Consider the following 26,501-nt stretch of genomic DNA (forward strand, 5'->3'; position numbering starts at 1 on the left):
GGGCAGGCCGCCCGGTGAGGCCTTCTCGTCCACGGTCCAGGATGGCCGGATCAAGCGGAGGCGCCGATGGCCCGGTGGCGATCGGGCGGGCGAAGTGATGGAGGTGCAAAGCCATGCGGTTCCGCAAGGTGAGTTACGCGGGGGCGAGCGCCGTCATGTGCGCCGGCCTGGGCCTGGGAGAAGCGGCGGTGGGTGCGATGATCATGCCCATCAGCAGCCGCAGCCCATGTGCATCGCGCTGCCGCTGCAAGGGCGTGTGGTCGATGTGGCCCTGGTCGACATGGGCCGGGCATGATGGGCCCCAGGCCCTATCCCGGCCCTCACGGTCCCGGACCGTACTTGACTGCTGGTCCGGGCAGTACGATGCCCGGTACTCAAGGCCCGCACGGTCCGTGGCCGCGCGGCATGCGGATGACGCTCACCACGGCCACCCCGTCAAGCGTTCCAGCCGGCAAGGTTTCGCTGCGGTGTCCAATGCGGGGGCCGTCGCCCACGAAGGCGTCGTGCTGCCGCTTCCGGCCGGGCAGACGCCGGTCGTCGTCTTTTCGATCGTGGTCAGACGTCGCGGGAGTTGTAGCCCTGGAGGTGTGAGCCGCTCCCGAAGGACGGATTGGTGATCGGCTCGAGATTCCAGGCGACGATGCGGTGCGGTCGGATGCGCAGGGTCTCGTGGTCGAAGGCCGGGTGGAGCGGTGGGTCCAGGAAGACGATCTCGGCGTGACCACGCAGTTCGATGCCGCGGCCGGTCTGGCCGAGGGCGTTGGGCGTCGGTGACTGGTCGTCAATGACGAGGGAAACCCGGGGGTCGGCCAGGACGTTCTTGTATTTGCGGCTCTTGCTCAGCTCCGGGCCGCCGATCTGGACAGTCTCGGTTGCGGGGTCGAACCAGATCGCGACCGGCTGAGAGTGGGGAGACCCGTCGGGGCCGAGGGTGGCCAGGCGGCCGAGTTCCTGCTCCGACAGGTATGCGTGCTCTGAGTCAGTGAAAATCATGGCAGCAGTCTGCGACCTCAACCGTGCTTAAGGTCAAGCGATCCGACCGAGCACACCGCGGGTTCAACCGCCTTGCGGGACTCAGGGTTCAGGTTGTCTTCCAGACCTGCGGGGCAAAGAGCCCGCGAGCCGGCGGAGCGGTTCGGACAGGTGCCGGGCCAGCCGCCGCAGCTCGTCCGCGTGCCGGGAGCGAGCCAGGGGAGTGGGGGTGTTGCTGCCGTCCTCGGCATCGTGGGGCAGCACGGAGTGCCGTGCTGGTACGGTGTCCAGCCGCCCAGCTGCAGGAGTCCGGCGGCGCCGGTGATGCTGGGATGATTTCCAACGAAGTAGCCTCTTACCTGGATTGATACGGACCCCCCATGGCTAGGGTCTCGATTCGCTCACGGTGTTGACCATGAGCGACGACAAGCCGGAGCTCGGGTACGGCGCGGGACAGGGACGCCGAGGTCATCCGGACGATGCTGAAGCATCCGCGCAGGAGCTCGCCCGGTACTCCGACGACCTGCGCAAGGCCGGGTACCGCGTCGAGCCTGACGCTGACGATGATCAGGCGCGGCTGGCGCGGGAGTCCTCCTGATCGCGTCCGCTCCAGCGCGTGGGGTGGAGGTCAGCGGGGACGGCGGCGCTGGGCGGGGTCGGCTTCGGCGGTGATGCGCGCGGAGATCTCCTCGCCCAGGCGCACGTAGCGGCCGAGGCTGGCCAGGTGCTGGTGGCGGCTCTTGGCCTGCAACTCCAGAGCGGTCCGTCCGGCCTGCGCGAGATGCTGCAACGCGCTGTCATGCCGCCCGCAGGCGCCGCACAGCCTGCCGGATCGCCGTCGGAAGAAACCCCGCACCGACGCTGACCGCGGCCGCCGCGACGGCCAGCAGGGTTGACCGCCAGGGCCAGGCCGACCCGGTGAGCGTCAGGTGGGCGGAGGGGTACTCCGAGAACTTCGCCGTGACCCAGGCCGTGGAGCGGTCGCTGTGGCGGGCGAGGTCACGCAGGACCGGACCAAAGCCGAACTCACCGGCATGACGTCCCCCGCCGGGCAGTTCGACGGCCAGCTTGTTGCGATGCGCCCAGGTGTCGCAGCGACGTGTTGACGGCCGACACATCCGCGACGCCCGGCACCACGAAGCGGTCCACTCCGTGGGAGCTGGAACCTGTCGGCTGGGCGATCAGGACGAGGCCGTGACGAGTGGTGACTGTGCCACGGCTGCCGAGGACCACCGTACGTGCGCTGAAGGACACCCCGCCGTACGCTTCGAAGGCGTTGACGATCTCGCGTAACTCGTAACCGCCCTCGTGGCCGCTGAGGGATGGGTGCGCGGCCTTCCACGCCGTGAGCACCGGCTCGATCAACGCCCACTGCGCGTCGGATAAGTCGCTCGGGTAGGGAAAACCTCACCATGCCCGTCCCCCAAGATCCCCCTCCCGGTGGCTGCGGCCGCCAGGTCGCGCTGACCAACGGCGGCTTCGAGTCGCCCCATCTGTCCGTACGGAACAACGTCTCGTTCCTGGGCGACGCCTCACAACCCGGCGGCGTGCCCGGCTGGCGCACCACGGCGAGCGATCACCAGATCGAGATCTGGCCGGCCGAGTACGGCGTGCCGGCCGACGAAGGCAGCCAGTTCGCCCGGTGACGGCCCGCCTGCGCGGCTTCTGTGCGCCGACCGAGTAGAGCACGACGCGACCGACAGGTAGGCGGAGTCCACACCCACAAGCAGCGCGGCGACGGCTGCGGCCAGCGACACCGCCAGCGAGGGCAGCGGCCACCCGCGCCGGGTCGCGACCGCCAGTGTGGCGAGGGCGGACAGCGCGATCGCTGGTAGCAGGCCAGCCCTCAGATGGGCCGCGGCGGGGAAGGCGGCGGCCAGCAGCGCGGCCGCCACGTCCAGGGCCCCCAGTGGCCATGACGCAGCCTGTGCACCACCAGGGTCTCGTTCACCAGCCGAAGTATCCGCGCCGGTCACCGGCCGGTAAGCAACATCGTCCGCGAGGAGGAGGAGCGGTTTTCGGGTAGCGTCCTGGGCTGAGGCGAGCTTCTTTCCGCGGCGCGATGCCGTACGCCTGCCCGGACGGCAGCGTGGAGAGCATGAAACGAACAACTCTCGTGATCGGCGTCGTCGCGCTCCTGGCGGTGGCCGCCACCCCGGCAGTCGTGGCCTCGGCCCCGGTGCGGTTCGAGCCGCCGTCTCCCACCGGCCCGCACAAGATCGGCACGGTCGCGCTGCACCTGGTCGGCAAGTCCAGGACCGACCCGTGGGTGGCAGGGAACAAGCGGGAACTGATGATCAGCATCTGGTATCCGGCGCGCAAGACGGCGGGATACCCGGTCGCGCCGTGGATGCCCAACGCGGCTGCCGACCGCTATCTGCACACGCTCGGCGTGCCGCCGGGCAAGCTGGTGCCGGGCGCGACGGACGGTCATCTGGGTGCCCCTGCCGACCGGCGGCTCGGGAAGCTGCCGGTGCTGCTGTACTCGCCGGGCGCCAACGCCTCGCGCTCCTACGGCACCGGGGTGGCCGAGGAGCTGGCCAACCGCGGCTACGTGGTGGTGACCATGGACCATACCTACGACGCGGCGGTCGTGGAGTTCCCCCGGCGGCCGAGTGCGAAACTGATCAGACCTACGGCCCGCGGGAGGACTGCCCCCGCCCGGTGATCGGGCAGATATCACCGTGCGGGCGCGTGCCTGTCGGCCCAGGCGTGTGGCCTCGTCCACGTGCCCGAGCGTGCCGCCTTCGGAGATGACCCGGGCGCGACGGAACTCCAGGTCGAGGTTTTTGATGTCGAGGCTGAGGGCCGGCCTGAAATTCTGCCGTCGGCCGCGGACACGTATGAAGTGAAAGCCCGCAGTGTTCGAAAGGCCTGACGAGGATGACGCGTGAGTGAACAAGACGATCGGTCCCGGTTTGAGGCGGTGTACCGGCGTACCTATGAGCAGATCCTCGGATATGCCGTGCGGAGGTGTTCCTCTCCGGAGGACGCCGCCGACGTCGTGGCCGAGACCTATGTGATCGCCTGGAGGCGGATGACCGAGTTCCCCGACGGCGAGGCCGGCAAGCTCTGGCTGTACGGCGTGGCCCGGCGAGTCCTGGCCAACCACCGCCGGAGCGAGCGGCGCAGGCTCACCCGGCACGCCGAGCTCACCGACGAGATCGAACACCTCTATGCCGCCCCCTCGCACCACAGTGAGCAGCACGGCGTGGATGAAGCCATGACCATGCTCGCCGACAGCGACCGTGAATTACTGGCCCTGGCTCTTTGGGAGGGGCTCGATCCCGGTGAGATCGCCACAGTGCTGGGCTGTTCCCGCAATGCCGCGCGGATCCGCCTGCACCGGGCTCGCAAGCGCTTCGTCAAGGCCCTGGAGAAGACCCGCCCATCGGCCGCCGGTTTCGCGTCACGGCCGCTCATCGAGAAGGAGTCAGGGTGAACAACGACCAGATCTTCAAGGACCGGGCGCGGGTGCTGGATGAGGACCTGGCCGGCCGGGCGTCCACCGCAGGGGCGGACGCGCTGCTGGCAGAGATCGTCTCGCTGGAGCGCGTTCCGGCCCGGCGGCAGCTCCTGCTCTCTCCAGGCCGCGCTCTGCTCGGCCTAGCCGCGGCCGCTGTCGCGGTAGCGGTCATCGCCCCTGCGATGCTGTCTGACGGCACGATCTCTGTCGCGCCTCAGCCCAGTACGTCGGTGTCCGCGACGGCCGAACCGACCGCCCGGCAAATCCTGCTCGCTGCTGCCGTCGCCGTGGAGAAGGGCCCTGCGAGCGGCGACTACTGGCGCACCGCGACCGTCAACCAGTGGATGTTGACCGACCCCACCCGCAGCTATGTGCTCGAGGGCAGCCGGTCCCTTGAGACGTGGCTGGCGAAGCGGCCGGATCTGCAGTACTGGCGCATTCGGCAGGATCTCGGCGTCAAGCCCGCGACTCCGCAGGACGAGGCGGCGTGGCGGGCCGCGGGGGCGCCCACCAGCTGGCGATACCCCAAGAACATGAAGACGGAGAACCTGTTCTCCGTCCCGTCCAGGCCGCTGGAGGCGGCGGCAGGTGAGCGAACCGCCGAACGGCTCTACGGCAAGTGGAAGGGCTCGGCCGGTGACTTGGCAGGGGAGGACATGACCTGGAAGGAGGTGCGCGCGATCCCGGGCGAGCCGGAGACGCTCCGGAACTACCTGGAAGAGCGCATCGGCCGGCTGGAGCTGGCCGGGTCCGGGATGGACGTGGAGGAGGCGAAGGCGTACATCCTGCTGCGGGACTGCGTGAACATCATCAGTGGCCTGCCGGCCTCGCCCGAGGTTCGGGCATCCGCGTACCGGATCCTCGCTTCCCTGCCCGGCATACGGGCCGAGGGGAGGGCGACGGACCCGCTGGGCCGACGCGGGCAGACGCTCAGCTATCAGGAGGAAATAGAGCCGGGCCTGTTCGCCCGGGTTCAACTCGTGATCGATCCCAGCACCGGCCTGCTTCTCGCCGAGGTGAGGACGAACACGACAAAGCTCGCGAACGGACGGCAGGCGGAGCTGCGTCTCTCCACCTCGTACCAGGCGATCGGCTGGACCGACGAACGCCCAGAACTGCCCACGCATCGGAACTGAGCCGTTCACCATCCGCGATCGTCCGTCGCCCACGGTTGCTAAGGCCGGCGGCCGGCCGGCTCCCGGCGAGGATGTGACCGTGGTGGCTCGCGTACGACGCGGACCACCACGGCCTCCTGCGGGATCGCGGGACAGGTGCCACTCAGGGGGTCAGCCTCAGACCGCCCGTCCCCGGGCGCGCAGCTCGGCGGTGATGCGCGGACTGCCGTAGGTGCCGTCGAACGCGGCGCGCTCCACGCCCCATCGCTAAGAAGACCTACAAGGCGGCCCAGCCGTCCATCAGGGGCGGCGTCCACCCTGGGGCGTTCTGCGCCCCCGGCGGGGCGCTCGGCCGGACGAACGCGGGCACGTTGAGGAGGTGCAGTTCGAAGGGCGGTGACCAGGCGCGCTGGCGGCGCGCGTAGCGATCAGAGGACCACGAAGAAGCCGCCCGCCGCCCCCAGATGGGAGATGAGGCGCCGCCGGTCGTGCGGGCGGAGCTTCGCGATCACGTACGCGCGCTCCAGCGGCGGGAGCCCGCCGCGGCCGCCGCCTGGCGACCGGTCGCGCGCCGCCCGCGGGTGACCTTGGACAGGATCCTTGGGCGAGGTCGCTCGGCGCTGTTGCGAACGCCGTGACCTTGTGAGGTCAGTGGGCAGGCGGCGCGGGCAACGGCGCGTTCGGGCACTGGACGGCGACGGAGGTCAGCTCCTGCTTCTCCCGCTCGTCGACCGGCTCGGCCGCAACCTCCTGGAAGGGCGCATCGTCCTGAACGACCTGTTCCAGCGCGACATCGCGGTCAAGGTGCTGGAGGGCATCGCGGCCGGCGAGCACACCGAGCGCTCCCTGATCCTCGACCTGGCCCTGGCCCTGTCGGAGGACCGGCGCCGCGATCCTCGCCCGCCGCCAGCGCGGTGAATCCATCTGCACCATCGCCGTCGGCGTCAACGTCCCGTCGGCGTCGTCCACAAGACCTTCGCCGACGCCAAGAATTGCCATATTCCGGTGGCCCCTCTTTTGGAATCATCGACACCGACCGGCGATGATCTCGACGAGGAATGAGTCACCATGACCGACCCCCTACGCGACGGCGACCCGGCTCACATCGGCTCCTACCGGCTGCACGCAAGGCTCGGTGGGGGCGGGATGGAGAGGTGTTCCTGGGCCGCTCCCCGGGCGGGCGCCTGGTCGCCGTCAAAGTGGTGCGCTCGGAGCTGGCCGGCAACAGCGAATTCCGGCGCCGCTTCACTTCCGAGGTGGACGCCGCCCGCAAGGTCGGCGGGTTCTACACCGCCCAGGTCGTGGGCGCCGACACCGACGCCGTCCGGCCGTGGCTGGCCACCGCCTACATCCCGGGCCCCTCCCTGCACCAAGCCGTCGACGAGCACGGTCCGCTCCCTTTGGAGTCGGCCGCGGTGCTCGGCGCCGGGCTGGCCGAAGGGCTCGCCGCCGTGCACGCGTGCGGGATGGTGCACCGCGACCTCAAACCCGGCAACGTCATCCTCGCCGAGGACGGACCTCGCCTAATCGACTTCGGTATCGCCCGCGCCCTGGACGCCACCAGCCACACCCAGATCTCCACCGTGCTGGGCACCGCCGCGTTCATGTCCCCAGAACAGGCCATGGGCCGGGAGGGCGGGCCGCCCTCGGACGTGTTCTCGCTCGGCTGTGTGCTCGCCTTCACCGTGACCGGCCGCAGCCCCTTCGGGACGGGGCCCGTCCACGCGGTCGTCTTCCGCGTGGTGCACGCCGACCCGGATCTTCAAGGAGTGCCGGCCCCCCTGGCCGCTGTGGTGGCGGCCTGCCTGGCCAAGGACCCCGCCGCCCGGCCCAGCCTGGAGCAGGTGCTGACCCGGCTCACCGCGCTCGCTTCGCCCGACCAGGGGCGGTGGCTGCCTGAGGCGCTCACCCAGGTCATCGCCGACCGACGGACCCTGGCGCTGACGGCTGTTCACGACCGGGCCACCGCGACCGACGGTGGCGGCCCCCGAACGATGTTCGCTACCCCCACCATGTGCACGTTCCAGACGTTCAACACCGGGAACTACCTGACGGCGGTCGGCGGTGGAGGCCAGACAGGAGACGTGATCCAAACCGACGCCGCCGTGGCGCGCTCGTGGGAGCGGTTCACGCTCGTCGACGCGGGCGATGGCGTGAACTTCGGGATCAAGACGGTGACCGGTCATTTCCTCACGGCGGTCGGCGGTGGGGGCCGGACCACCGATGTCATCCACAGTGACGCGCCCCTGGTGCAGTCGTGGGAGAAGTTCCGCGTACGGGCATGGTCCGGCGGCTCGTTTACCGGGACCGAATTGGCGGGCCGCACCATCTCATCGCGCTGACCTGCGGTTCGGGTCCAGCCGAGATACGGCCAGAACCGGCCATGAGTCGATTTTGACGCCTGTTTCCGCAGGTAGGCGTAAGTACGGTTAGCGGTCAACCGTGATCAGTTTGAGAGCGTCTTCCTTTTCCTTGTCGGAGGGCAAGCTATAGCGGTGGGTGGTCTCCAGGCGGGCGTGGTCGAGGATCTCGGCGACCAGGACGAGGTCGGTCTTGCCACGGATCAGGGTGGTGGCGAGCGTGTGGCGCAGGATGTGCGCAGTGGTGGGATCGTCCAGCCCGGCCGTCTGGGCGATCGCGGCGATGATGCCGCCAGCGGCGCGGGCGGTCAGCCGTCCGCCCTTGGCGTTGAGGAACAGGGTTCGGTTGTCGCCGGCACGGGGCCAGTTGGGGCGCTCGTCGAGCCAGAGATGCAGTTCAGTGCGGAGCTTGGGGTGGATGTCGACGCCGATGCGAGTGACACCGGTGACAACATCGTCCTGGCCCTCACCGACGAGCTTGCCCGCCTGGAAAGGCGGCATCGGGAAGAGATCTCGGAGCTACGAGCGGCCCTCGAGCAAGCCCATGGCGAGAACCTTGAACTGCGGCGTGAACTCGGCCGCCGCGGTGGCAGCCGCTACTAGGGTGCTGCTTGTGCTCTATGCCCTCTACGCCCGTCACCTGCGCTCCCGGCTGCTGAAGGGCCCACTCCCCGCCCACGTCGCCCTGGTGATGGACGGCAACAGGCGATGGGCCAAGGAGATGGGTCTGGCCAACCCGAGCCAAGGACACCGCCACGGCGTCGAGCACATCGAGACCGTCATCGGCTGGTGCGCCGACCTCGACATCAGACACGTCACCATCTACGTCGCGTCCGTCGACAACGTTCGCAAGCGCGAGTCGGCGCAGGTCGCCTTCTACATGGGACTGATCGAGGAGATCATCGCGGTACGGCTGGTCGACTCGGCCCCCCGCTGGCGGCTCCACGTGGCGGGACGGCTCGACGAACTGCCCGACCCCACGGCCCACGCGCTCAAGCTCGCCGTCGACCGTACCCGCGACAGAGAAGGCTTTCACCTGACGCTCGCCATCGGGTACGACGGGCGGCAGGAGGTGGTCGACGCGCTCAGGTCCGTGCTGACCGACAGGGCGGACGCGGGCGTGCCAATCGACGAGCTCGCCCGAACGATCACCGCGGACGACATCGCCGCCCACCTCTACACGGCCGGGCGGCCCGACCCGGACCTCATCATCAGGACAAGCGGGGAGCAGCGGCTATCGGGGTTCCTGATCTGGCAGTCGGCCACCGCCCGGCTCCACTTCTGCGAGGTGTACTGGCCCGGGTTCCGCCACATCGACTTCCTGCGCGCCCTCCGCTCCTACGCCGCCCGCCGCCCCAGGCGCGACCCTCGGACAGCTGAGAAGATCAGGCCATGAGCTGGTTTATCTCCCGTCTCTCCCAGAGTCTCCACGCGCATGCCCAGAACCTCGGCGAGGTCGTGCGATCCTCCGACGTCAAGCACATCAGCGCCGTTGAGGAGGAATTCACTGTGCAGTTGGACGACGGGACCACTTACCGCATCCACGTTGCGGAGGTTCCCCCGGAGTGAGGGTCACACTGCTGCTCGGCGGGCGGCGCGGAGTTCGTCGCGCTCCTCCACGGTGGCCGGTACGACGTGGCCGGCCCAGATGCACCACTCGATGAGCGCCAGGTCGTCGTAGTCGTAGACGACCTGCCACCCGGCGCGGCCGAGCGTGCGGGCCTTGTACCGGCGGGCCCACTGCCGGATGGTGCACGGCTCCGCCCGCGAGCGCGCTGAGCACGACAGCCGCCAGCCCCGTGCCTGGGCCGAGACCGCAGAGAGCCACGCCGAGACCGCCCGGCAGCAGGAGGCCGAGGCGCACCTGGCCCTGGCCGCCGCCCGGAGGTGAGGCCGCCACCGCGGCGCGCCTGCAGCACCTGCTGCGCCACGGCCGGCGCCAGCACGCACGCCGCCACGCTCGCCAGGCCACAGCCGTCGGCTGGACATGCGAAGGTGACGACTCTGGCGGTCATGTCGGGGGTTTGGCCGCAGCCGCACCCGCCGCACATCACCAGCCCGGCCAGGACCAGGTCGGCGCGCCAGCCGTACTCCACTGCCGCCTGCTCGCGGCCGGGAAGCGTGGCGATCATCTCCGTGGCCTGCTCGGTGGTCAGGTCGCCGGCGGCGTAGGCGGCATGTACGAGGGCCACCTTGTTCCCATCGTCGGTGTTCCGGGTGTGGGTCTGCCCGGTGTCTGCTGGCGGGAGTGGCGGCGCTGGGGTGTTGGGATGGGGCGGTACGACGGTGAGGCGGCGCGGGGGAGACGCGTCCGCTGCTGGTGGTCGGCCATGGTGACTCCCGGGGGACGTAGCTGCGATCCAGCGTAGGCAGAGGCATCTGGTCGCGTCATCCCACGGTCCCCGACGGTCACGGACCGCGACCACTCGGCGGTGGCAGCGCGGGGGCCGGCGTCTAGGGCAGCGGGCCGTTCTTGTCCAGGAAGTCGGCCAGCGCGGAGTTGTCCAGGATGGCGGCGGTGACGAGGTCCCGGATGGCGGCGAGGCATGGTTGGTAGCGTGCTGGCCATGCCTCCCGCCAAGCGCGCCGCCGAGGTCTGGGCCGAGCTGAACGATCGCCAGCGCGCGTACATGCGGGCCATCTATCACAAGGACCAGGAAGCCGAGCAGTTCTGGAAGGGCGCCCGGGCGCGGGGGAAGACGGCGCCGCCGGCGTCGCAGTGGCGGTGGCTGGACTACGGTCCAGTCGGTGGCGGCTCAGCGGATCACGGAGCGGTGCAACGTGCGCTGGAAGGACGCGGCATCCGCGACGCGGGCACCGGCTCGACGTTGAAGGCCCTGGAGGAACGTGGCCTGATCAAGACCCGCGCCCGGGCCATGCTGCAGGGCTACCGGCTGGAGGTCCAGCTGACCAGGGATGGCAGAGCCGCCTGCCGGGCGGCGGGGTCGACGCCGACCGGCCGAGAAACCCGCGCAAGGGCCAGCTGTCCGAGGCGCTGTGGTCAATGCTGGCCGAGGTGCGCTGCGCCGGTGACGAAGGGCTGCAGCGGGACCATCTGGGGGCGGCCTGGCGGTGGCTGACTGAGCGGGAGCCTGAACCGTTCCTGGTCGAGGAGCAGGTCACGGGCTTGTCTGGTTCGCGCCGGCTGCGGCTCACCGATGCGGGCCGGTCGCACTATGCCGAGCACTGGGAGGCGTACGCGCGTCTCTATCCGCAGGTGAACGCGCCCAGGCCGGACGGAGAAGCGTTCTGGCCGGCCGAGGTTGACCGCGCGCTGGAGGATATGCGGGCGGAGTGCGGGCGGCTACGGCAGCGGCTGCAGGAGACGCGTGATGAAGCGGCCCGGCTCACCGAGGCCGCCGCACACGTCGTCGACGTCCCCGACGGGCGCGGAGCGGTGGCACGGCTGGCCAGGGACAGGAACAAGGCCGCGGCCGCCTACGATGCCGCGCTGGCCCGCGCCGCCGCCCGTTACCGGACCACGCTCCAGGAGCAGGCCGTCGAGCTGAGCGCGCTCTATCGGCAGGCGTGCATCCGGTACGCGCTGGCCGCCACCGCGGTGGTGCACGCCGTCACCGGCGGCGGCGACCCGGTCAAGGCGCTGGAGGTAGATGCCGGCACCGTGGCGGGCTGGCCCTGGACGCCCGATCCGCCCAGAACGGGCCTGCCCGAGGTCGACGCGAGCCTGGAACGCGCGCACCAGGTGGCGACCATGCCGGCGGCACCATCCAAGACAGCGATGTCGCGGGCCGCCGCGCGCCGCCCCAGGCTGGGGATGCCTGAACCCCAGCCTGCGGTGGAGCCGGAGGCGTCCCGTCTGTCTACCTTCGCGTGGAAGCTGGAGAACCTGGTCGCTGACGGCAAGCTGACGCGGCTGCTGATGCGCAGCACTCACTAGGAGCGCTGGCGGTCACCTGGTCAACTCGCCCAGCAGCTCCTGGTCAACGAGAAGCGGTGCGAAAGATCACGGACGTAGGCATTCAGCTCGGCAGGGGATGCATTCGCTCACCAATCGCCCAGCCGGACCAGATGCCGCCGCGCCCTTCCACCTTCTCCGGATGCCCGGCCGCATCACGCCATTCCTCCCAGTCCCTGGCATGGGCCGGTTCCGTGGAACCAGAGCTGATCGGGAACTCAGGGGTTATCTCTTAGCTCGACCGCACGCGGGACCAACCAACACATGAGGCATCGCCGAGGCCGTGTCACATCACAGCTGGTGCCGCGAGGCTCGTGCGTCTCCACCAGCGCGGGCGGCGGCGCTCTGGTCCATCGCCGCAAGCTCGTGGGGCGCAAGGTCGCGGGAGCGGATCGTTGCCGCATGTGGCGTCGTGCCGTCGTCGACGAGGACGAGAACGCCAGATGGCTCACCCCGGCGTGGAACACCCTGCCGAACAGCCCCAGTACCGTCAGCACCGCGCCCCACCTGGCCAGCGCCGGATGCGCGACCCCGATCAACCGGGCCAGTGCGGTCACCGCCGGCCACAGCAGCACGGCCCCCGCCGCGAACAGGCTGTAGGACGTCACCATGCGCCCCGGGTCGGCGGCGTAGGCGGCGAGCTGGCCGGGGAAGAAGTCGACCTCGCCCGCCCGTACGAGAACGCCGGCGAGGAGCAGCGCGGGGCCGAGCACCAGCCCGGCGCCTTCGGCCCAGCGGCCGGGGATCGTGTTGATCGTCATGCCCGCAAGTCAACCGGCGGGCGCCCGCGAGCACAGGAGCGCTGCCGCGACAACCAGCACTAGCCCTGGCACTACCCCGCGGCGCGAGAACCCGGACCTCCCCCGGCACCACCCCCGCTCCTACCCCGCCGTGCTCTCCCTGACGATCAGGTGGTGCGGGACGACGATCTCGGCGGGGGCCCCGGCCGTGCCGGCGATGGTCTCGATGAGCGTGTCGACCGCCGTACGGGCGATCACGCCCTTGTCGGGGGCGACCGTGGTGAGGCTCGGCGTGCTGTACTGGCCCTCCTCGATGTCGTCGACGCCGATCACCGCGACGTCGTCGGGCACCTTCCGCCCGGCCCTGGTCAGCGCCCTGATCGCGCCCAGGGCGAGCAGGTCGTTGTAGCAGAACACGGCGTCGGGCGGCTCGGGCAGGGCGAGCAGGCGTTCCATGGCCTCGGCGCCGCGGCGGCGGTGGAAGTGGGGGGTCGAGACGATCAGCCGTTCGTCGACCTCCAGGCCCATGCGGGCGTGCGCCTGGCGGAACCCGGCGGTGCGGAGCTGCGCGGTCTCGCCGGTCGCGTACGGCTGGTCGCCGATGGCCGCGACCCTGCGGCGGCCGAGGCTCAGCAGGTGGGCGGTGGCGTCGCGGGCGGCCGCCACGTTGTCCATCGCGACGTGCGGGAAGCTGCCGTTGAAGATGTGCTCGCCGAGTAACACGATCGGGGTCTTGTTGCCGCGTGCGCGCAGCTCGTCGGCGGAGATCGTGAGCGGGCTGAGCAGCAGGCCGTCGAACATGGTGGCGCGCGACTCGCGGCCGAGCAGCTCGCGCTCCCGCTCGCCGTCGCCGTCGGTCTGGTCGATCATCACGACGTAACCGTGGGCGCGGGCCGCGGTGATCACCTCGCGGGCCAGCTCCGCGAAGTACGGCACGTCCAGCTCGGGCACGACCAGGGCGATCATCCCGGTACGCCCCTGCTTGAGGTTGCGGGCGATGAGGTTGGGCCGGTAGTCCAGCTCGTCCAGCGCGGCCTGTACGCGGGTCCGCAGCTCGTCGGAGACCGGCGCGTATCCGTTCACCACGTTGGACACCGTGCGGATCGACACGTTCGCTCGTTTGGCGACGTCGCGCAGCGTAGGACCGGCCATGCGTCTCCTATACCTCCAACCGAGGGTGACTGGGAAGATCCCGAACCCAGTATTGCATCGTTGCAGAGAAGTATGCATGATGTCTGCATCGTTGCAGAGCCTTCAAAGGCCGAGGAGTTATCGATGTCCACACCCCCGATCGACCGTCGCGGTTTCCTCAAGGGAGCACTCGGCGTCGGCGCGCTCGCCGCCACCGGCGCGCTCGCCGCCTGCGCGCCCGGCGGCCAGAGCACCGGGCCCAGCAAGCTGGCCAGACCCACCGCGTCGGCGTCGACGGCGGCCAAGGGCGAGATCACGATCTGGAACCGGTCGGGGGACCTGTTCAAGGTTTTCGACGCCGCCATCGGCAAGTTCCGGCAGGCGTACCCGGGGGTCAAGGTCAACCACCTGGCCGTCGACATCGACGCCAAACTGGCCAACACCCTGATCAGCGGCACGGACGTGCCCGACGGCAGCTTCTGGGACGACGCCAAGATCGGCGGTCAGGCCGAGCACCTCTTCGACCTGACCGACCTGATCGCGCCGTACCGGGAGCAGACGTCGGCGTACAAGCTGTCGGTGAACACCGTCGAGGGCAAGATCTACGGCGTGCCGTGGGATCTCGACCCCGGGCTGCTCTGGTACCGCGCGGACATCCTGGAGGACGCCGGCGTCGACCCCGCGAGCCTGGCCACGTACGACGACCTGCTGACCGCCTCCCGCACGATCCGCGAGAAGGACCCGAAGACCCGGCCGATCCACCTGGACAAGAGCCCGTTCCTCGGCCAGCTCTGGCTGGAGATGCTGGCCAACCAGCAGGGCACGAGCCTCACCGACGCGCAGGGCAAGCTCCGGCTGGACTCGGCCGAGTACCGGCGGATCTTCACCTGGATCCAGACGGCGGTCAAGGACGGGCTGGTCACGCACGCGCCGTACCTGGAGGCGGCCGACGTCAACACGCTCGACAGCGGGCAGCAGGTGTTCGTGCCGTGGGCGATCTGGTGGTCGTTCGCGCCGCAGCAGCTGCTCAAGGCCACCAAGGGCAAGTGGCGGGCCGCGCCGCTGCCGGCCTGGACGCCGGGCGGCGCGCGCAGCGGCGCGATGGGCGGCAGCAGCTTCGTGATCCCGGCCAAGGCCAGGAACCCCGAGCTCGCCTGGCTGCTGTACGAGTTCCTGTGCTTCAAGGAGCCCGGCTACACCGCCGTGTACGGCCCCAACGACGTCTACCCGGGCGGCCTGTCCACCTCGATCCCCAGCTACACCCCGGCCCAGGCCAAGCCGCTGTTCAAGCCCATCGACGCGCTCGGCGGCCAGGACCTGTGGAAGGTCGCCGTGGACGCCGCCGCGACCATCCCGGCCGCCGCGCCGATCCCCGTCTGGTGGGCCCAGTCGGTCGACTACCTCGGCGACAACCTGCAGCGCCTGATCGAGGGCAAGATGTCGCCCGACGACGTGATCGCCGACTCGGCCAAGAAGATCCAGCGCAACCTGATCGACCGGTCCTGATGAGACGTGTCCGGCTCACCCCGTACGTGTTCGTCGCGCCGTTCTTCGTGGTCTTCGCCGCGTTCGGGGTCTATCCGCTGCTGTTCGCGTTGCAGCTCAGCTTCACCCGCTGGCGCGGCGCGGGCGAGGCCCACTGGGTCGGCCTCGGCAACTACGTCTACCTGCTGACCAGCCCCGACTTCTGGGCCTCGCTCGGCAACAGCGCGATCATGTGGCTGCTCATCGTGCCGCTCCAGATCGTGGCCGGGCTCGCGGGGGCGGTCTTGCTGGCCAACGCCAAGCTGCGGCTGCGCGGGCTGTTCAGGGTGGCGTTCATCGCGCCGTTCGTGACGCCGCTCGTCGCGATGGCCCAGGTGTGGATCGTGGTGTTCGACCAGGACTACGGGCTGGTCAACTACGTGCTCAACCTGGTGGGACTGCCCGACGTGGCCTGGCTGACCTCGACCGCGTGGTCGAAGCCGACGCTCGCGCTGCTGTTCCTGTGGAAGACGACCGGGTTCGCGATCATCATCCTGCTCGCCGGGCTCCAGGCCGTTCCCGGCGGCGTGTACGAGGCCGCCGCGCTCGACGGCGCGTCCCGCATGCGCCAGTTCTGGTCGATCACCGTGCCGCTGGTGCGCAGGAGCATGGCCTTCCTGGTGGTCGTGCAGACGCTGGCCGTCTTCCAGATGTTCGCCGAGCCGTACGTCGTCACCGAGGGCGGCCCGTACGGCTCGACCACCACGGCCGGCCTCTACCTGTACGAGCACATCACCGCGTCGGACCTCGGCACCGGCTCGGCGAACTCGTTCCTGCTCGTGCTGCTGGTCTTCGGGCTGTCCCTGGCCGCGACCAGGATGCTGCGGCCGAAAGACGAGGTGTGATGAACCAGACCAGACCGGGCATCGCGCAGTACGCGGTGCTCACCCTGCTCGCCCTCGCGTTCCTGTACCCGATCTGGTGGGCGGTCAGCTCGTCGCTGAAGCCCGCCGCCGAGATCATCACCAGCCCGCTGTCGGTGGGCGAGCTGACCCTCGACAACTACCGGGCCATGTTCGCCGACGTGCCGATCGGCACCGGCTTCGCCAACACGGCGCTGGTGCTGGTGGTCAAGGGCGCGATGACGATGTTCTTCTGCCCGCTCGCCGGCTACGCCTTCGCCAAGTACGACTTCCCCGGCAAGAACCTGCTGTTCGGCGTGGTCATGCTGACCCTGATGCTGCCGACGCTGGTGCTCGTCATCCCGCTGCTGCTGGAGATGAGCACGCTGGGCTGGGTGAACACGTACCAGGCGCTGATCCTGCCCGGCAGCGTCGACGCGTTCAGCATCTTCTGGATGCGGCAGACGATCGCCGCGATCCCCGACGAGCTGATCGACGCCGGGCGGGTGGACGGCGCGGGCGAGTTCGGCATCTTCGCCAAGGTCGTGCTGCCGGTGATCAGGCCGGGGCTGGCCGCGCTGGCCGTGCTGACCACCATGAACGTCTACAACGACTTCGTCTGGCCGGTCGTCGCCGTCAACGACACCTCGCACCAGACCCTCCAGGTCGTGCTGTCCACGCTGGCCCAGAACGTCACCGGGAACAGGGTGGGCGCCGACTTCGCCACCGTCTGGGGCGAGCTGCTGGCCGCGGGCAGCATCGCCCTGCTGCCGCTGCTGGTGATCTTCGTCCTGCTGCAGCGGCACTTCATCAACGGGATCCTCGCCGGCAGCGTCAAAGGCTGACCTGGCCCCTCTTTGTCTGAAAGGAACACCATGACGCCCCGTGCGGAATACCCCAGGCCCCACTTCGACCGGTCGCACAGCTGGTCGAGCCTCAACGGCGACTGGGACTTCCGGGCCGACACCGAGCCGGACTGGGACCGGACCATCACCGTGCCGTTCGCCTGGGAGACCGCCGCCTCCGGCATCGAGGCGCACTGGCTGCCGCTCGCCTGGTACCGCCGCCGGTTCACCGTCCCAGCCGAGTGGACGGGCCGGGTCGTGCTGCACTTCGGGGCCGTGCACCACGAGGCCGCGGTGTGGGTCAACGACGTCGAGGTGGCCCGGCACCGGGGCGGTTACACGCCGTTCGAGGCCGACGTGACCGACGCGCTGGGCGACGGCGAGCAGGAGGTCGTGGTCCGGGTGTCGGCGCCGCTGGACAAGCGGGAGCTCGCCCACGGCAAGCAGCGCAGCATCCCGCGCGACGACTTCGACGGCGTGTGCTTCACCCCGTCGTCGGGCATCTGGCAGAGCGTGTGGCTGGAGTGCCGGCCCGCGACCCACCTGACCGCGCTGAAGCTGCGGCCCTCGTACGAGCTGGACGCCGTCGAGGTGGCGGCCAGGACGTCGGGTACGGGCACCCTGCGGCTGACCGTACGCGAGACCGGCCAGACCGTGGAGACCCAGGTCACGGACGGGACCGCCACGGCCAGGCTGCCGATCGCGAGCCCGCGCCTGTGGTCGCCCGAGGACCCGTACCTGTACCACGTGGACGCCGAGCTGGTCTCCGAGGACGGCGTCGACCGCGTGACCGGGTACACCGGCCTGCGGCGCATCGAGGCGGTCGGCGAGGACCTGTATCTCAACGGCCGCCGCCTGTTCGTGCGCGGCGTGCTCGACCAGGGCTACTGGCCGCGTACCGGGATCACCGCGCCGTCGGACGCGGCCCTGCGGCGCGACATCGAGCTCGCCGCCGAGGCGGGCTACAACCTGGTGCGCAAGCACCTCAAGCTGGAGGACCCGCGCTTCGTCCACCACGCCGACACGATGGGCATGCTGGTGTGGGCCGAGCCGGCCGCGACCGGGCGGTTCTCGGCCGAGTCGGTGGCCGCGTTCGAGGAGCAGATCGCGCCCATGACCGAGCGTGACGGCAACTCCCCCGCCGTCGTGATCTGGGGCCTGTACAACGAGGAGTGGGGCCTGGACTGGGACATCCCGGGCGACCCGGCCAAGCAGGAGGCGGTGGCCAGGGCGTACGACCTGCTCAAGGCCCTCGACCCGACCAGGCCCGCCGTGGACGACTCCGGTTGGGCGCACGTGAAGACCGACCTGCTCGACTGGCACTACTACGACGAGTCCGCCGCCTCCTGGGGGAAGACCGTCGCCGCGCTGCTCGACGGCGCGCAGGACGACTTCCCGGTCAAGCTCGGCCCCGACTTCGTCGTGCGGAAGAAGCTCGCCGGCGTACCGTCCCAGCCGCTGCGCGGCCTGCCCAACCTCAACAGCGAGTACGGCGGCGGCTTCACCTGCGTCGAACGCGCCTGGCACCTGCGCTGGCAGACCCAGGAGCTGCGCCGCCACGACCGTCTGGCCGGTTACGTCTACACCGAGCTGTACGACGTCGAGCACGAGTCCGCCGGCCTGCTGGACTTCGAGCGCCGCGCCAAGGACCTGGCCGGCGTGGAGCCGGCCCACGTGAACGCGACGACCACGCTGGTGCTCGACGTCGTCCCGGTGGCGCCAGGACGCGACCTGCTGAGCGCGTCGGGCGAGGTCGCGGTGCCCGTACGGGTCTCGCACCACGGCGGCGAGCCGGTCGGCGGCCATCTGCACACCGCCTGGACCCCGGTCTTCGGCCCCGCCCCCGCCGATCCCGGGGCGGCCGGCCCGTGGGCCGAGGCGAAGCCGTTCCTGCTCGGCTCCCCCGCCGAGGTACGCGCCGCGCTGCCGGACGGCTGGACCAGCGGCCGCCTGCACGTCGCCCTGGTCAGCGAGGGAGCGGTCGTGGCCCGCTCGGCCGTGGACGTGGACACGCACACGGACCCGGTCATCGGCGACGATCCCAAGGCGTGAAGTTTCACACGTTCCCGCACTTCAGAAGGGGTGAGGGCGGCCCTCGCATTGACGGGCGGTAACGCGGCGACCGAGCATGACGCCGCGTTCCCCCTCGCGGAAAGGGCACCCCCATGCACACCTCGAGGCGGCGCTGACCGCCCTGGCCGCGGTGGTGGCCGGAGCGGCTGTCGCCGTCGCGCTGACCACCAGCCCGGCGGGCGCGGCGACCGGAACAGGGACCGGGGAATCATGGTGGGCAAGCTGGCCAGCTCGCCGATCCCGGTCAAGGTGGCCTACTCCCACCCGGTGCCGACCTTCTCCGGTCACGGAGCCTGTGACGCGGACGAATGGATCAACGCGATCGTCAACGGGCCCAACGGCGACGGCGACTTCCACAAGGGTGACCCGGCCACGCCGTTCTGCATCAGCAACAGCACGTTCTGCCTGAGCCGGGAGTCCTTCCATCCCAGGGCGGCCGGCACGACGGGGTACGCCACCGCGGTGCAGAACGTGCTGAGCGCCATCGGCTACAAGGGCTCATAGAGGTAACGTCAAAACGTGCTGGACCTCGACGAGCCAGAGGCGACGCCGGTCGGCTGCTTGCCGAAGCTGCTGACCGGCGTCATCGTCGTCCTGCTGCTCGCGGCGCTCACGGTGGTCGGCCTGGTCGTGTGGGCGCAATGGTCGATGCGTTCCCACCTGGAGGAGGGCGAGGAACACGACCGGGCCTTCATGAGCCGGCAGGCGGCGGAGATCGTCGTACGTCTCGAGAAGGCGGCAGCCGACGGCTCACTTCCGGACAAGGAGATCCACGAAGCGGTCTACAGGTTTGCCTGGCACGCCGAGCGCCCCGACGGGCTGGTGCGGATCGTGGTCAAGATCCCGTCGATCACGGCGATTCCCGACCGCTGTTACTCCTACGAACTGAAGGGGCCGCGGCCCAAGCCGGTCATGAGCGAGATGCCCGCCTGCTCTGAGGCGACCTTCCACAATGAGCTGCGAACCCCATGAGACGGCGGGCGCGCTCCGCGCTCAGCAGCTCGTGTGTCGCCAGGTTCAGCGTCGGCATGGTCCGGGAATCGGGCTCGGGGCGTCTTCATCACCGTGACAACGGCCGCGTCGCGACCTCCATCACGCCCGCCGCTCGGCGGCTGGCCGGGCGAAGAAGGCCAGCCCGACGCTGCTGGACGCCGGAGTGCCCAAGGAGCCCGGGGCCCGGATCGGGTCGGGTCAGTAGCTCGGTCACGGTGTCGTCCCAGGGGCGGACTGGTCATCTGGATGCTCACGCGCAGGCGCGGTGGCACGGTGGGCGGGATGCACGAAAGCTCCTTCACAGAGGGGCAACACCTGGGCTACCGCCACGGAAACGATCATTTTCTAGGTATGAACTGATCTTCAACCCTTCCTGCTCGGAGGGCAGTCTGAGTCGTGAATTCCCATGCGCTACGTCAAAGGTCAGCTGGCGGGGTGCAGGCGCCGGTGCAGGACGCCGTCCTGGATGTGCTGGTACAGGAACCGGGCGAGGGCGGCCAGCTCATGACCGGGGTCTCGGACGGGTGGTGCGGCGGGCGGCAAGCGGCTGGTGCGGCGGCGGGTGGGGGGCCGGGCCACGGCGTTTGAGCGGGAGGCCGACGGCGGTGGCGTAGAGCTTGGCGGCTCTGGCGTCGATGACGTGGATCCCGGTCTCGGCGGGCGGGGCCAGCCGCGGCTCGTCCCACTCGTCGTGATCGCGGCTGGGCGGCTGGAGGGCAGGCAGCGGGTCGGTGCCGGCGGCGGCCGCGGCGAAGGCGGCCAGGGCGGCAGCGGTGAAGTCGCGGGCGGCACGGGTGGCGCGCTGGTGAAGGTCGCGGGTGTGCTCGGCGGCCAGAGCGGCGCGCCGGCGGGCGGTCTCCACCCACAGGTCGTGCCGGGCGGCGATCTGATCGGCGACCGGTCCGGGCAGGACATCGTCACCTGCCGGGGGCGAGGCGGCGGCTTCGGTGTCGGCTTGCTGCTGGGCGGCGTGAGCGGCCCGCCACGCCCGGCACAGCACCCGGTAGAGGGTGTCGTGCTCGGCCAGGATGTCGTCGGCACGCTGGGGCCAGGGTTCAGCGTCGGCGCCGTCAGGATGCAGAGCATCGACGTCGCGGCGTGCGCGGCGTGATGCTCGCGGTAGAAGTCTCTGCCTCGCGCAGTGATCTCGTACCCGTACCCGGCACCGACGTGTTCGGCCAGCGGCGGGACGTGCTTGTCGATGAGGACCCGCTCGATGGTGGGCGAGTGCCGCCACTTCAAGGGCTCACCGTCCTGGATCAGGCCGCGCTCAGCCAGTGCGGCCATCGTGGACCCGTTGCCCTGGTTGTCCCATCCGGCGGCGGCCAGGCGCACTTGCATCGTGGTCCGTCCGAACAGGCGGCGGTCGGCCGGGTCGTGCGCAAATTCCAGCGCCCGCCACTGCGAAGCCGGGCGCGGATCGAAGTCACCGCGCGCTCCACGCTGCTGGTGCTCATGCTCCGCTGCCTGGTCCAAGCTGTAGATCACGGCCAGGGTGCCTTGTTGCCGGTCGTTGAGCTCGGTCCAGGCGGTCAGCGCTTTGGCCGCGGCCGTGGGCCGGGATGAGGGTTTCGTGCTGGTCATCGCGTGCCTCCGATGACGCCTGCGGTGAGGCCAGTGAGGTGAGTGAGGTCATGTAGGACGGTGCCGGCGGGATCGCCGAACAGAGGGCCGGGGATGGCCAGCATGGCGTCGATGGCGGCGGTGCGGGTCTGGGCGCGGGCCACGGTCCGGCCGTCGGGGGTGAATGCCTGCCAGCGCGTGCCGGCGCGGCCGATGGTGGTCCGGCGGACGGTGCCCAGGACGATCGGGTCGCCGTAGTCGTCGACCACGACCCGGTAGCCGCCGTCCTGGCGAGGCGGGTTGAGTGCGGCGGCGGCCAGCTGGGCCTGGGTGTAGGGACAGATCGGCCGCTCGTTCTTGGAACGTGCCTTGGCGCGGCGGGCAGTGTGGGCGGCCGCGGGCAGATCGGGCAGCGGCGCCGGCGCGTACAGCGCCGCGAACAGCGCCATGGCGGTCTGCACCTTGCTGGTGCTGGCCGACCCCTGGACCGGGCCCCGATGGGTGCAGGCGACGTAGCGGCCTGTCCGGTCCTTTTGCAGCCAGCCGACGCAGCGGCCCCGCACGATGACGTCCTCCCGCCCGAGGACGCGGCCGCGCAGCAGCGACCATTACGCCAGCGAGGCAGGATCCAGCTCCAGCAGCCGGCCCAGGTGGTCGCGCACGCCCTCGGTGCTCACCGTTGCGCGCAGCGCGTCGGCAAGGACCTGCGCCAGGTCGCCATCAACCAGGTGGGTAGCCCCCGCGTCGCCGTGGACGCGCCAGGTCGCACCGTCGTGGTCGGCCCAACCGGCCCGCTGCCCGTCCACGATGATCAGATGCGTGTCACGGTGCAGCCGCTCCAACGTCACCGCCGCGCCGGGGCGCGAGCCTGCCAGCAGGGCACGCAACGGCTCGCCGGGCCCGCCGCGATCTGCCGCCTGGCCGGTGCCGGCGGTGGCGGCGGGGGACTGGCCTTCGCGTTCAGGCACGCGGGGGAGACGATCGGCCAAGCGATCGGCCACAGCGGTGAGGGCCGGCGCGCTGGGGGGTGTCTGCCGGTCGTTGGCCAGCGCCTCCAGCACCGGCCAGGCCGCCCGAGACGCCTCCATTAGGTCACCGTCGCTCAGGTCACCGTCGCCGCGCTGCCGCTCCCACACGGTCAGGAACTCCGCGGCCGGTACGGCCAGCGCCACACCAGGATTGCCCTGCAGTTCGCTGTCGAGCTCGTCCGCCAGATCGGCCAGGAGGCCAGACAGCGTCTTCACGCCGCCCTCTTCCTCATCCGGCTCGGCGAGGGCAGCGGGGGTAGCCATAACCCGGGCTGCCCCGGCGGACCCCGGGGCGGCATCTGCGTTCGGTGTCTCGAGTACGGCTGCCTGCTTGGCTTCGGTCAGGGTCTTGTGGACGACGCCGACGGAGACCTTCACGCCGGCGGCGATGGAGCGGATGGATTCACCGCGTTCGCGGCGGGCCAGGATGGCGGCGCGCTTGTCGGCGTCGACTACGGGCCGGCGGCCACCGACCCGGCCGCGGCGGCGGGCCGCCTGCAGGCCGTCTTTGGTGTTGCGGGCATGGTGCGGCGTCGATCCTGTGCCAGTGCCAGGGCCAGATCCAGGAGCAGGGAGCGCTCGGTGTGCTCGCCGGCGGCGACGCCCTCCACCACCTTGACGCCGACGCCGCGCTGGAACAACTCGCTGAGGACAATCAGCCCCTCCAGCAGGTTACGGCCGAGCCAGTCGACCTCCTGGACGGCCAGCAGGTCGCCGTCCCGCAGATGCGACAGCGCGGCCAGCAGCTCTGGCCGGTCGTCGATGGCGAGCTTGCCGCTGGTCGGCTCCTCGACAATTCTCCGGCACACCGGGTCGAGGGCCTCGTGCTGCCGGATGGTGTTCTGACGGTCGGTGCTGACCTGGACCAGGCCGATGAGCGCCACGTCGTCTGCCTCGTGTTCATCAAAGGAATCTTGTGATGTAGATGTGAACCGCCCCGGCTTTCATGGAGACCTCAGCGGTTGATTGCTAGGGCTTCGTTGGGGTGCTGTTGAGCGTAGTAGACCGCCTCGAACTCCTCGGGCGGGAGGTGTCCGATGGCGGAGTGCAGGCGGGTGGTGTTGAACCAGGCCACCCATTCGGCGGTGGCCAGTTCCACCTCGGCCAGGCTGCGCCAAGGGCCGCGGGGCTTGATCAGCTCGGTCTTGAACAGACCGATCTGCGATTCCATCAACGCATTGTCGAGCGCATCGCCGACGGTGCCGATGGAGGCGTCGATCCCGGCCGCCAGCAGATGCGTGGTGAACCGGAAAGACGTGTATTGACTACCGGCATCGCTGTGGTGAATCAGCCCAGCCTCAACGGGCCGCCCGGTGCGCTCGCGTCGCCACAGGGCCATGTCCAGGGCGTCCAGAACCAGGCTGGTCTGTTTGGACGGCGAGGCGGCCCAGCCGACGATCGCCCGCGAGTAGACATCGACCACAAAGGCCACGTAGACCACTCCGGACCAGGCGGCCACGTGGGTGAAGTCGGCCACCCAGGTGGCGTTCGGCCGCTGGGCGGTGAAGTCGCGCCGCAGCCGGTCGGCCGCCCGCGAATGGCCCAGATCAGGCGTGGTGGTGCGGATCTTCCTGCCACGGCGCGCGCCCTGCAGGCCGAGCGCGCGCATCCGCCGCTCGACGGTGCAGCGGGCCACTCGATGCCCTTCGCGCAGCAGTTGCTGCCAGACCTTGCGGGCGCCGTAGACGCCGTAGTTGTCGGCGTGGATACGAGTGATGTGCTCGTCCAGCTCGGCATCGCGCAGGGCGCGCGCCGAGGGCGGTCGATTCTTGGCGGCGTAGTAGGTGCTGGTGGAGATGGGGCAGCCGTGCTGGGTCAGGACACGACAGATCGGCTCGACACCGAACACGCCGGCGTGCTGGTCGATGAAGGTCACGAGTGCGTGTGTGGCCGGTCGAGCTCGGCCGCGAAGAAAGCCGACGCGGCCTTCAGGATCTCATTGGCGCGGCGGAGTTCGGCGTTCTCTCGGCGCAGCCGCTTCAGCTCTGCCGACTCATCCGTGCTGCGGCCGGGCCGGCTGCCCTCGTCGATCTGGGCCTGGCGGACCCAGGTACGCAATGTCTCCGCGGTGCCGATGCCGAGCTTGGTCGCCACCGCGTTGATCGTGGCCCACTCGGTCGGGTAATCCGGCCGCACCTCGGCGACCATCCGCACCGCACGGCGGCGCAGCTCGGCGGGGTAGGGAGACTTACCTGGCATGGACTCGATCCTCTCAAGAGATCAAGTCTCCACCGAACCCGGGGCGATTCAATGAACACTTTCGGACGCGCTTGGAAGATGAACCTCATCATGGCCATCTGAGCATGACGCGCTCGAGTGGCCCACGCGCCCCTGTCGCCCTCCCTGGCCTCCGCCGTGCGTTCATCAAACGGTTGTCGTTGTCATCCGAACGCAGGCCGTCGGCGCGGTATCCCGATCGTCGGTCCCCTCCTCCCGCGGAAGGCCGGACCGACAACGTCCCACCCCCATGAACTTCACCCAAGATCATTCTCAGCGCCAACGGCGGTTCCTGGGTTCCCCGACCCCGGAGATCAACGCGCTCACGGCCGCCGGCGACGCGCACGCTCGGCGTGCCGACGCGGCCGACCAGGAAGCCAGCCGGGAACGCGCCGCCCGCGAGGACCTGGCCACGCAGCTTCGTACCGCCCAGACCGCGCTGCAGGAGGAGAGAACCAAGCGGACCGAGCTGGACAGGCAGCTCACGGCGTTGCGCACTGAGGTCGATCAGCTGCGCGTCGCCGAGCGTGGCCGTGGCAAGAGCAAGTAGGCCCGCAGCCCAAGTGCGCCTCGAAGCAAAGACGGCCGGGTTAGCCATAAAGGCAGGAGCCCAGGGCGGGAAGGTCCCTCTTGCGTCTGAGAAGTACCCGGAAGAAGGATGTGTCACCTGCGATAGTTACATATCGTAATGGTTCCACTACACACTGTGGTGAGCTGGTTGACCTACGCGAAAGGATGCCCGATGCGCCCCATCCCTACCGCCCTCCTGGCCGCAGCCGCCGCAGGAGCGCTCGCCCTCACCGTTGCCGCCCCCGCCGCCGCAGCACAGGGTTTGGTGGTGATCGAATCGGTATCCCGCCAGATGGAGGTGATCCATAACCCGGAGCCCGGCGTCTGCCACCAGGGCTTCACGGAAGAATCCATTATCTCCAACCACACCCGGGGCATGATCCTGGTCTTCCCGGACGAGAACTGCCGGGTCCAGGTCTTCATCCCGGTTCCCCCAGAGGGCAGCATTATCGGCAGATACGCGAGCTTCCAGGCGATGAGCTGAGTCCGACCGCAACCCGGAAGCGCGCGAGTCCATCGCACTCACCCTCGGACCGGCGACCGGCCCTTATGCCAACCCGCTGCCCCTTCAAGGCGTACTTGGGGCTGCGAGCCCGAGTACGCCTGACGGTAGGAATCGCGTCGCCCTGCCCAAACGAGTGGGAGGCTGCCCTTGGTCTATCCCCCGGGTGGGCCCGTGCTCGACGCCCGCGGCCGGTGGCGGGGCGGTCGCTGCGGCCATGCCGGGGTGATCACCACGGCGCCGAGCATCTGCTCCAGGAGCACGATCCCCTCGACCTCGCTCGGCGGCGGCTCGCTCGCCACCGGTGGGCCCGGGTCGACGTCGTCGGGTGGAACGGAGCGGCCCTCGATCTCGTCTGTGGGGCCGGTCGGCCACGGCACCGGGTCGGCGTCTGCGCGGGCCTGAGAAAGATCAGTACGGGATCTGGCGCTACGGGCGGGCCGGTGGGCGTCGGTCGCCGCCGGGAGGCCCCAGGAGGCGATCACAGCGTGCCACAGCTCGTCTTCCACATGTTTGGCGAGCTGTGCCGCAGGCCCATACCGGCTGACTAGGCCCGGCGCTCGGGTCGGTGCCATGAAGTGCAAAGTAGCTCTCTGTAACCGCTTGTGAGTGTCGACAGACCCTCGTCTGTCGACACTCGCGCC

The 26,501-nt window shown here is 70.0% G+C and carries 32 protein-coding genes and 1 pseudogene; 20 read left to right on the forward strand and 13 right to left on the reverse strand.

The annotated features are described in order from the left end of the window. Window positions 1-555: 555 nt before the first annotated feature. The gene (locus ACIBST_RS13795; protein WP_352327433.1) at window positions 556-993 is read right to left on the reverse strand and encodes a PPOX class F420-dependent oxidoreductase; all 438 of its coding nucleotides are present in this window, start codon (window positions 991-993) and stop codon (window positions 556-558) included. Between the two features lie 394 nt (window positions 994-1,387). Here ACIBST_RS13795 and ACIBST_RS13800 point away from each other — a divergent pair, with 394 nt between their 5' ends. Next, a complete protein-coding gene (locus ACIBST_RS13800; RefSeq protein WP_397171596.1) occupies window positions 1,388-1,570 on the forward strand; it encodes a hypothetical protein in 183 nt (60 codons plus the stop codon). Window positions 1,571-1,600: 30 nt separating this feature from the next. Here the strand turns inward: ACIBST_RS13800 and ACIBST_RS13805 are convergent, their stop codons facing one another. Both ACIBST_RS13805 and ACIBST_RS13810 read right to left on the reverse strand, forming a co-directional pair. Continuing rightward, window positions 1,601-1,762, reverse strand: coding sequence for a hypothetical protein (locus tag ACIBST_RS13805; protein ID WP_352327431.1), 162 nt, complete (start codon window positions 1,760-1,762; stop codon window positions 1,601-1,603). Between the two features lie 538 nt (window positions 1,763-2,300). Beyond that, window positions 2,301-2,373, reverse strand: a pseudogene (locus ACIBST_RS13810) (transposase); the annotation flags it as partial. An 11-nt stretch (window positions 2,374-2,384) separates the two neighbouring features. Between ACIBST_RS13810 and ACIBST_RS13815 the strand changes: the two are divergent. The 5 genes from ACIBST_RS13815 (at window position 2,385) to ACIBST_RS13835 (ending at window position 5,574) form a co-directional block, all read left to right on the forward strand. Continuing rightward, window positions 2,385-2,618: a hypothetical protein gene (locus ACIBST_RS13815; protein ID WP_364421380.1), complete on the forward strand. Its 234-nt coding sequence runs from the start codon at window positions 2,385-2,387 to the stop codon at window positions 2,616-2,618. Between the two features lie 452 nt (window positions 2,619-3,070). Beyond that, window positions 3,071-3,640, forward strand: a complete 570-nt coding sequence (locus ACIBST_RS13820) for a hypothetical protein (protein WP_397171598.1) — start codon at window positions 3,071-3,073, stop codon at window positions 3,638-3,640. A gap of 60 nt (window positions 3,641-3,700) precedes the next feature. Next, window positions 3,701-3,850: a hypothetical protein gene (locus tag ACIBST_RS13825; RefSeq protein ID WP_364421384.1), complete on the forward strand. Its 150-nt coding sequence runs from the start codon at window positions 3,701-3,703 to the stop codon at window positions 3,848-3,850. Between the two features lie 12 nt (window positions 3,851-3,862). Next, entirely contained in the window at window positions 3,863-4,414 is a 552-nt protein-coding gene (locus tag ACIBST_RS13830; protein WP_397171600.1) for an RNA polymerase sigma factor, read from the forward strand. After that, window positions 4,411-5,574 carry a CU044_5270 family protein gene (locus ACIBST_RS13835; protein ID WP_397171602.1) on the forward strand — a complete coding sequence of 388 codons (1,164 nt, stop codon included), beginning with the start codon at window positions 4,411-4,413 and terminating at the stop codon, window positions 5,572-5,574. Before ACIBST_RS13830 ends, ACIBST_RS13835 begins: the two co-directional genes overlap by 4 nt. A 627-nt stretch (window positions 5,575-6,201) precedes the next feature. Here ACIBST_RS13835 and ACIBST_RS13840 read toward each other — a convergent pair. Continuing rightward, on the reverse strand, window positions 6,202-6,552 hold the full coding sequence (locus ACIBST_RS13840) for a hypothetical protein (RefSeq protein ID WP_364421390.1): 351 nt from the start codon (window positions 6,550-6,552) through the stop codon (window positions 6,202-6,204). Between the two features lie 59 nt (window positions 6,553-6,611). On the opposite strand from ACIBST_RS13840, the gene ACIBST_RS13845 reads away from it, so the two are divergent. After that, window positions 6,612-7,895, forward strand: a complete 1,284-nt coding sequence (locus ACIBST_RS13845) for a protein kinase (protein WP_397171604.1) — start codon at window positions 6,612-6,614, stop codon at window positions 7,893-7,895. An 87-nt stretch (window positions 7,896-7,982) separates the two neighbouring features. Here ACIBST_RS13845 and ACIBST_RS13850 read toward each other — a convergent pair whose 3' ends face one another. Beyond that, on the reverse strand, window positions 7,983-8,414 hold the full coding sequence (locus ACIBST_RS13850; protein WP_397171606.1) for a tyrosine-type recombinase/integrase: 432 nt from the start codon (window positions 8,412-8,414) through the stop codon (window positions 7,983-7,985). 112 nt (window positions 8,415-8,526) lie between these two features. Here ACIBST_RS13850 and uppS point away from each other — a divergent pair, with 112 nt between their 5' ends. Further along, on the forward strand, window positions 8,527-9,309 hold the full coding sequence (gene uppS / locus ACIBST_RS13855) for a polyprenyl diphosphate synthase (RefSeq protein WP_397171607.1): 783 nt from the start codon (window positions 8,527-8,529) through the stop codon (window positions 9,307-9,309). A gap of 176 nt (window positions 9,310-9,485) precedes the next feature. On the opposite strand, the gene ACIBST_RS13860 is transcribed toward uppS, so the two are convergent. Further along, on the reverse strand, window positions 9,486-9,863 hold the full coding sequence (locus ACIBST_RS13860) for a hypothetical protein (protein ID WP_397171609.1): 378 nt from the start codon (window positions 9,861-9,863) through the stop codon (window positions 9,486-9,488). A gap of 63 nt (window positions 9,864-9,926) precedes the next feature. Here ACIBST_RS13860 and ACIBST_RS13865 point away from each other — a divergent pair, with 63 nt between their 5' ends. The 3 genes from ACIBST_RS13865 (at window position 9,927) to ACIBST_RS13875 (ending at window position 11,811) form a co-directional block, all read left to right on the forward strand. Beyond that, entirely contained in the window at window positions 9,927-10,085 is a 159-nt protein-coding gene (locus ACIBST_RS13865; RefSeq protein WP_397171611.1) for a hypothetical protein, read from the forward strand. Window positions 10,086-10,480: 395 nt separating this feature from the next. Continuing rightward, window positions 10,481-10,993 carry a hypothetical protein gene (locus tag ACIBST_RS13870; protein ID WP_397171613.1) on the forward strand — a complete coding sequence of 171 codons (513 nt, stop codon included), beginning with the start codon at window positions 10,481-10,483 and terminating at the stop codon, window positions 10,991-10,993. Continuing rightward, window positions 10,918-11,811 (forward strand): hypothetical protein, encoded by an 894-nt coding sequence (locus ACIBST_RS13875; protein ID WP_397171614.1) that lies wholly within the window; start codon window positions 10,918-10,920, stop codon window positions 11,809-11,811. The genes ACIBST_RS13870 and ACIBST_RS13875 overlap by 76 nt, the downstream gene beginning before the upstream one ends. Window positions 11,812-12,047: 236 nt before the next feature. Here ACIBST_RS13875 and ACIBST_RS13880 read toward each other — a convergent pair whose 3' ends face one another. Both ACIBST_RS13880 and ACIBST_RS13885 read right to left on the reverse strand, forming a co-directional pair. After that, window positions 12,048-12,590 carry a hypothetical protein gene (locus tag ACIBST_RS13880; protein WP_397171616.1) on the reverse strand — a complete coding sequence of 181 codons (543 nt, stop codon included), beginning with the start codon at window positions 12,588-12,590 and terminating at the stop codon, window positions 12,048-12,050. 120 nt (window positions 12,591-12,710) lie between these two features. Beyond that, window positions 12,711-13,721 (reverse strand): LacI family DNA-binding transcriptional regulator, encoded by a 1,011-nt coding sequence (locus ACIBST_RS13885; protein WP_352329267.1) that lies wholly within the window; start codon window positions 13,719-13,721, stop codon window positions 12,711-12,713. A 123-nt stretch (window positions 13,722-13,844) separates the two neighbouring features. Here ACIBST_RS13885 and ACIBST_RS13890 point away from each other — a divergent pair, with 123 nt between their 5' ends. From ACIBST_RS13890 to ACIBST_RS13915, 6 genes are all read left to right on the forward strand, one after another. Further along, a complete protein-coding gene (locus tag ACIBST_RS13890) occupies window positions 13,845-15,206 on the forward strand; it encodes an extracellular solute-binding protein (protein WP_352329269.1) in 1,362 nt (453 codons plus the stop codon). Then, complete coding sequence (locus ACIBST_RS13895) at window positions 15,206-16,069, forward strand: carbohydrate ABC transporter permease (RefSeq protein WP_397171619.1); 864 nt, start codon at window positions 15,206-15,208, stop codon at window positions 16,067-16,069. Before ACIBST_RS13890 ends, ACIBST_RS13895 begins: the two co-directional genes overlap by 1 nt. After that, window positions 16,069-16,911 carry a carbohydrate ABC transporter permease gene (locus ACIBST_RS13900; RefSeq protein ID WP_352329273.1) on the forward strand — a complete coding sequence of 281 codons (843 nt, stop codon included), beginning with the start codon at window positions 16,069-16,071 and terminating at the stop codon, window positions 16,909-16,911. The genes ACIBST_RS13895 and ACIBST_RS13900 overlap by 1 nt, the downstream gene beginning before the upstream one ends. 30 nt (window positions 16,912-16,941) lie before the next feature. Beyond that, window positions 16,942-18,963: a sugar-binding domain-containing protein gene (locus tag ACIBST_RS13905; RefSeq protein WP_352329275.1), complete on the forward strand. Its 2,022-nt coding sequence runs from the start codon at window positions 16,942-16,944 to the stop codon at window positions 18,961-18,963. A 231-nt stretch (window positions 18,964-19,194) separates the two neighbouring features. Continuing rightward, the gene (locus ACIBST_RS13910; protein WP_397171621.1) at window positions 19,195-19,488 is read left to right on the forward strand and encodes a hypothetical protein; all 294 of its coding nucleotides are present in this window, start codon (window positions 19,195-19,197) and stop codon (window positions 19,486-19,488) included. Between the two features lie 15 nt (window positions 19,489-19,503). Beyond that, window positions 19,504-19,956, forward strand: coding sequence for a hypothetical protein (locus ACIBST_RS13915; RefSeq protein WP_397171623.1), 453 nt, complete (start codon window positions 19,504-19,506; stop codon window positions 19,954-19,956). A gap of 523 nt (window positions 19,957-20,479) precedes the next feature. On the opposite strand, the gene ACIBST_RS13920 is transcribed toward ACIBST_RS13915, so the two are convergent. After that, window positions 20,480-20,977 (reverse strand): hypothetical protein, encoded by a 498-nt coding sequence (locus tag ACIBST_RS13920; RefSeq protein ID WP_397171625.1) that lies wholly within the window; start codon window positions 20,975-20,977, stop codon window positions 20,480-20,482. Window positions 20,978-21,075: 98 nt separating this feature from the next. On the opposite strand from ACIBST_RS13920, the gene ACIBST_RS13925 reads away from it, so the two are divergent. Continuing rightward, the gene (locus ACIBST_RS13925) at window positions 21,076-21,543 is read left to right on the forward strand and encodes a hypothetical protein (RefSeq protein WP_397171626.1); all 468 of its coding nucleotides are present in this window, start codon (window positions 21,076-21,078) and stop codon (window positions 21,541-21,543) included. A 14-nt stretch (window positions 21,544-21,557) separates the two neighbouring features. Here the strand turns inward: ACIBST_RS13925 and ACIBST_RS13930 are convergent, their stop codons facing one another. The 4 genes from ACIBST_RS13930 to ACIBST_RS13945 all read right to left on the reverse strand — a co-directional run bounded on the left by ACIBST_RS13930 (window position 21,558) and on the right by ACIBST_RS13945 (window position 24,767). Beyond that, window positions 21,558-22,103: a hypothetical protein gene (locus ACIBST_RS13930; protein WP_397171628.1), complete on the reverse strand. Its 546-nt coding sequence runs from the start codon at window positions 22,101-22,103 to the stop codon at window positions 21,558-21,560. Between the two features lie 45 nt (window positions 22,104-22,148). Next, the gene (locus ACIBST_RS13935) at window positions 22,149-22,946 is read right to left on the reverse strand and encodes a hypothetical protein (RefSeq protein WP_397171629.1); all 798 of its coding nucleotides are present in this window, start codon (window positions 22,944-22,946) and stop codon (window positions 22,149-22,151) included. 74 nt (window positions 22,947-23,020) lie between these two features. Beyond that, window positions 23,021-23,452, reverse strand: coding sequence for a recombinase family protein (locus ACIBST_RS13940; protein WP_397171631.1), 432 nt, complete (start codon window positions 23,450-23,452; stop codon window positions 23,021-23,023). Window positions 23,453-23,523: 71 nt separating this feature from the next. After that, window positions 23,524-24,767, reverse strand: a protein-coding gene (locus tag ACIBST_RS13945; protein WP_397171633.1) for an IS3 family transposase whose coding sequence is annotated in 2 segments (ribosomal slippage) — window positions 23,524-24,485 and window positions 24,485-24,767 — 1,245 coding nt in all. Because the reading frame shifts where the segments join, the coding sequence is not laid out codon by codon here. A gap of 268 nt (window positions 24,768-25,035) precedes the next feature. Here ACIBST_RS13945 and ACIBST_RS13950 point away from each other — a divergent pair. Further along, window positions 25,036-25,335, forward strand: a complete 300-nt coding sequence (locus tag ACIBST_RS13950; protein ID WP_397171635.1) for a hypothetical protein — start codon at window positions 25,036-25,038, stop codon at window positions 25,333-25,335. Between the two features lie 192 nt (window positions 25,336-25,527). Beyond that, window positions 25,528-25,839: a hypothetical protein gene (locus ACIBST_RS13955; RefSeq protein WP_397171637.1), complete on the forward strand. Its 312-nt coding sequence runs from the start codon at window positions 25,528-25,530 to the stop codon at window positions 25,837-25,839. Window positions 25,840-26,501: the final 662 nt, after the last annotated feature.

The organism is Nonomuraea sp. NPDC049684, assembly GCF_044465345.1.
Lineage (GTDB): Bacteria > Actinomycetota > Actinomycetes > Streptosporangiales > Streptosporangiaceae > Nonomuraea.

Excerpts from the sequence above, each read along its gene's own strand:
- ACIBST_RS13950 (WP_397171635.1), top strand. The coding sequence starts at position 25,036 with ATGAACTTCACCCAAGATCATTCTCAGCGCCAACGGCGGTTCCTGGGT.
- ACIBST_RS13895 (WP_397171619.1), top strand. The coding sequence starts at position 15,206 with ATGAGACGTGTCCGGCTCACCCCGTACGTGTTCGTCGCGCCGTTCTTC.
- ACIBST_RS13870 (WP_397171613.1), top strand. The coding sequence starts at position 10,481 with ATGCCTCCCGCCAAGCGCGCCGCCGAGGTCTGGGCCGAGCTGAACGAT.
- ACIBST_RS13905 (WP_352329275.1), top strand. The coding sequence starts at position 16,942 with ATGACGCCCCGTGCGGAATACCCCAGGCCCCACTTCGACCGGTCGCAC.
- ACIBST_RS13800 (WP_397171596.1), top strand. The coding sequence starts at position 1,388 with ATGAGCGACGACAAGCCGGAGCTCGGGTACGGCGCGGGACAGGGACGC.
- ACIBST_RS13795 (WP_352327433.1), bottom strand. The coding sequence starts at position 993 with ATGATTTTCACTGACTCAGAGCACGCATACCTGTCGGAGCAGGAACTC.
- ACIBST_RS13865 (WP_397171611.1), top strand. The coding sequence starts at position 9,927 with ATGTCGGGGGTTTGGCCGCAGCCGCACCCGCCGCACATCACCAGCCCG.
- ACIBST_RS13900 (WP_352329273.1), top strand. The coding sequence starts at position 16,069 with ATGAACCAGACCAGACCGGGCATCGCGCAGTACGCGGTGCTCACCCTG.
- ACIBST_RS13955 (WP_397171637.1), top strand. The coding sequence starts at position 25,528 with ATGCGCCCCATCCCTACCGCCCTCCTGGCCGCAGCCGCCGCAGGAGCG.
- ACIBST_RS13815 (WP_364421380.1), top strand. The coding sequence starts at position 2,385 with ATGCCCGTCCCCCAAGATCCCCCTCCCGGTGGCTGCGGCCGCCAGGTC.
- ACIBST_RS13910 (WP_397171621.1), top strand. The coding sequence starts at position 19,195 with ATGGTGGGCAAGCTGGCCAGCTCGCCGATCCCGGTCAAGGTGGCCTAC.
- ACIBST_RS13890 (WP_352329269.1), top strand. The coding sequence starts at position 13,845 with ATGTCCACACCCCCGATCGACCGTCGCGGTTTCCTCAAGGGAGCACTC.
- ACIBST_RS13885 (WP_352329267.1), bottom strand. The coding sequence starts at position 13,721 with ATGGCCGGTCCTACGCTGCGCGACGTCGCCAAACGAGCGAACGTGTCG.
- ACIBST_RS13840 (WP_364421390.1), bottom strand. The coding sequence starts at position 6,552 with ATGGCAATTCTTGGCGTCGGCGAAGGTCTTGTGGACGACGCCGACGGG.
- ACIBST_RS13875 (WP_397171614.1), top strand. The coding sequence starts at position 10,918 with ATGCTGGCCGAGGTGCGCTGCGCCGGTGACGAAGGGCTGCAGCGGGAC.
- ACIBST_RS13820 (WP_397171598.1), top strand. The coding sequence starts at position 3,071 with ATGAAACGAACAACTCTCGTGATCGGCGTCGTCGCGCTCCTGGCGGTG.
- ACIBST_RS13850 (WP_397171606.1), bottom strand. The coding sequence starts at position 8,414 with ATGCCGCCTTTCCAGGCGGGCAAGCTCGTCGGTGAGGGCCAGGACGAT.
- ACIBST_RS13845 (WP_397171604.1), top strand. The coding sequence starts at position 6,612 with ATGAGTCACCATGACCGACCCCCTACGCGACGGCGACCCGGCTCACAT.
- ACIBST_RS13880 (WP_397171616.1), bottom strand. The coding sequence starts at position 12,590 with ATGACGATCAACACGATCCCCGGCCGCTGGGCCGAAGGCGCCGGGCTG.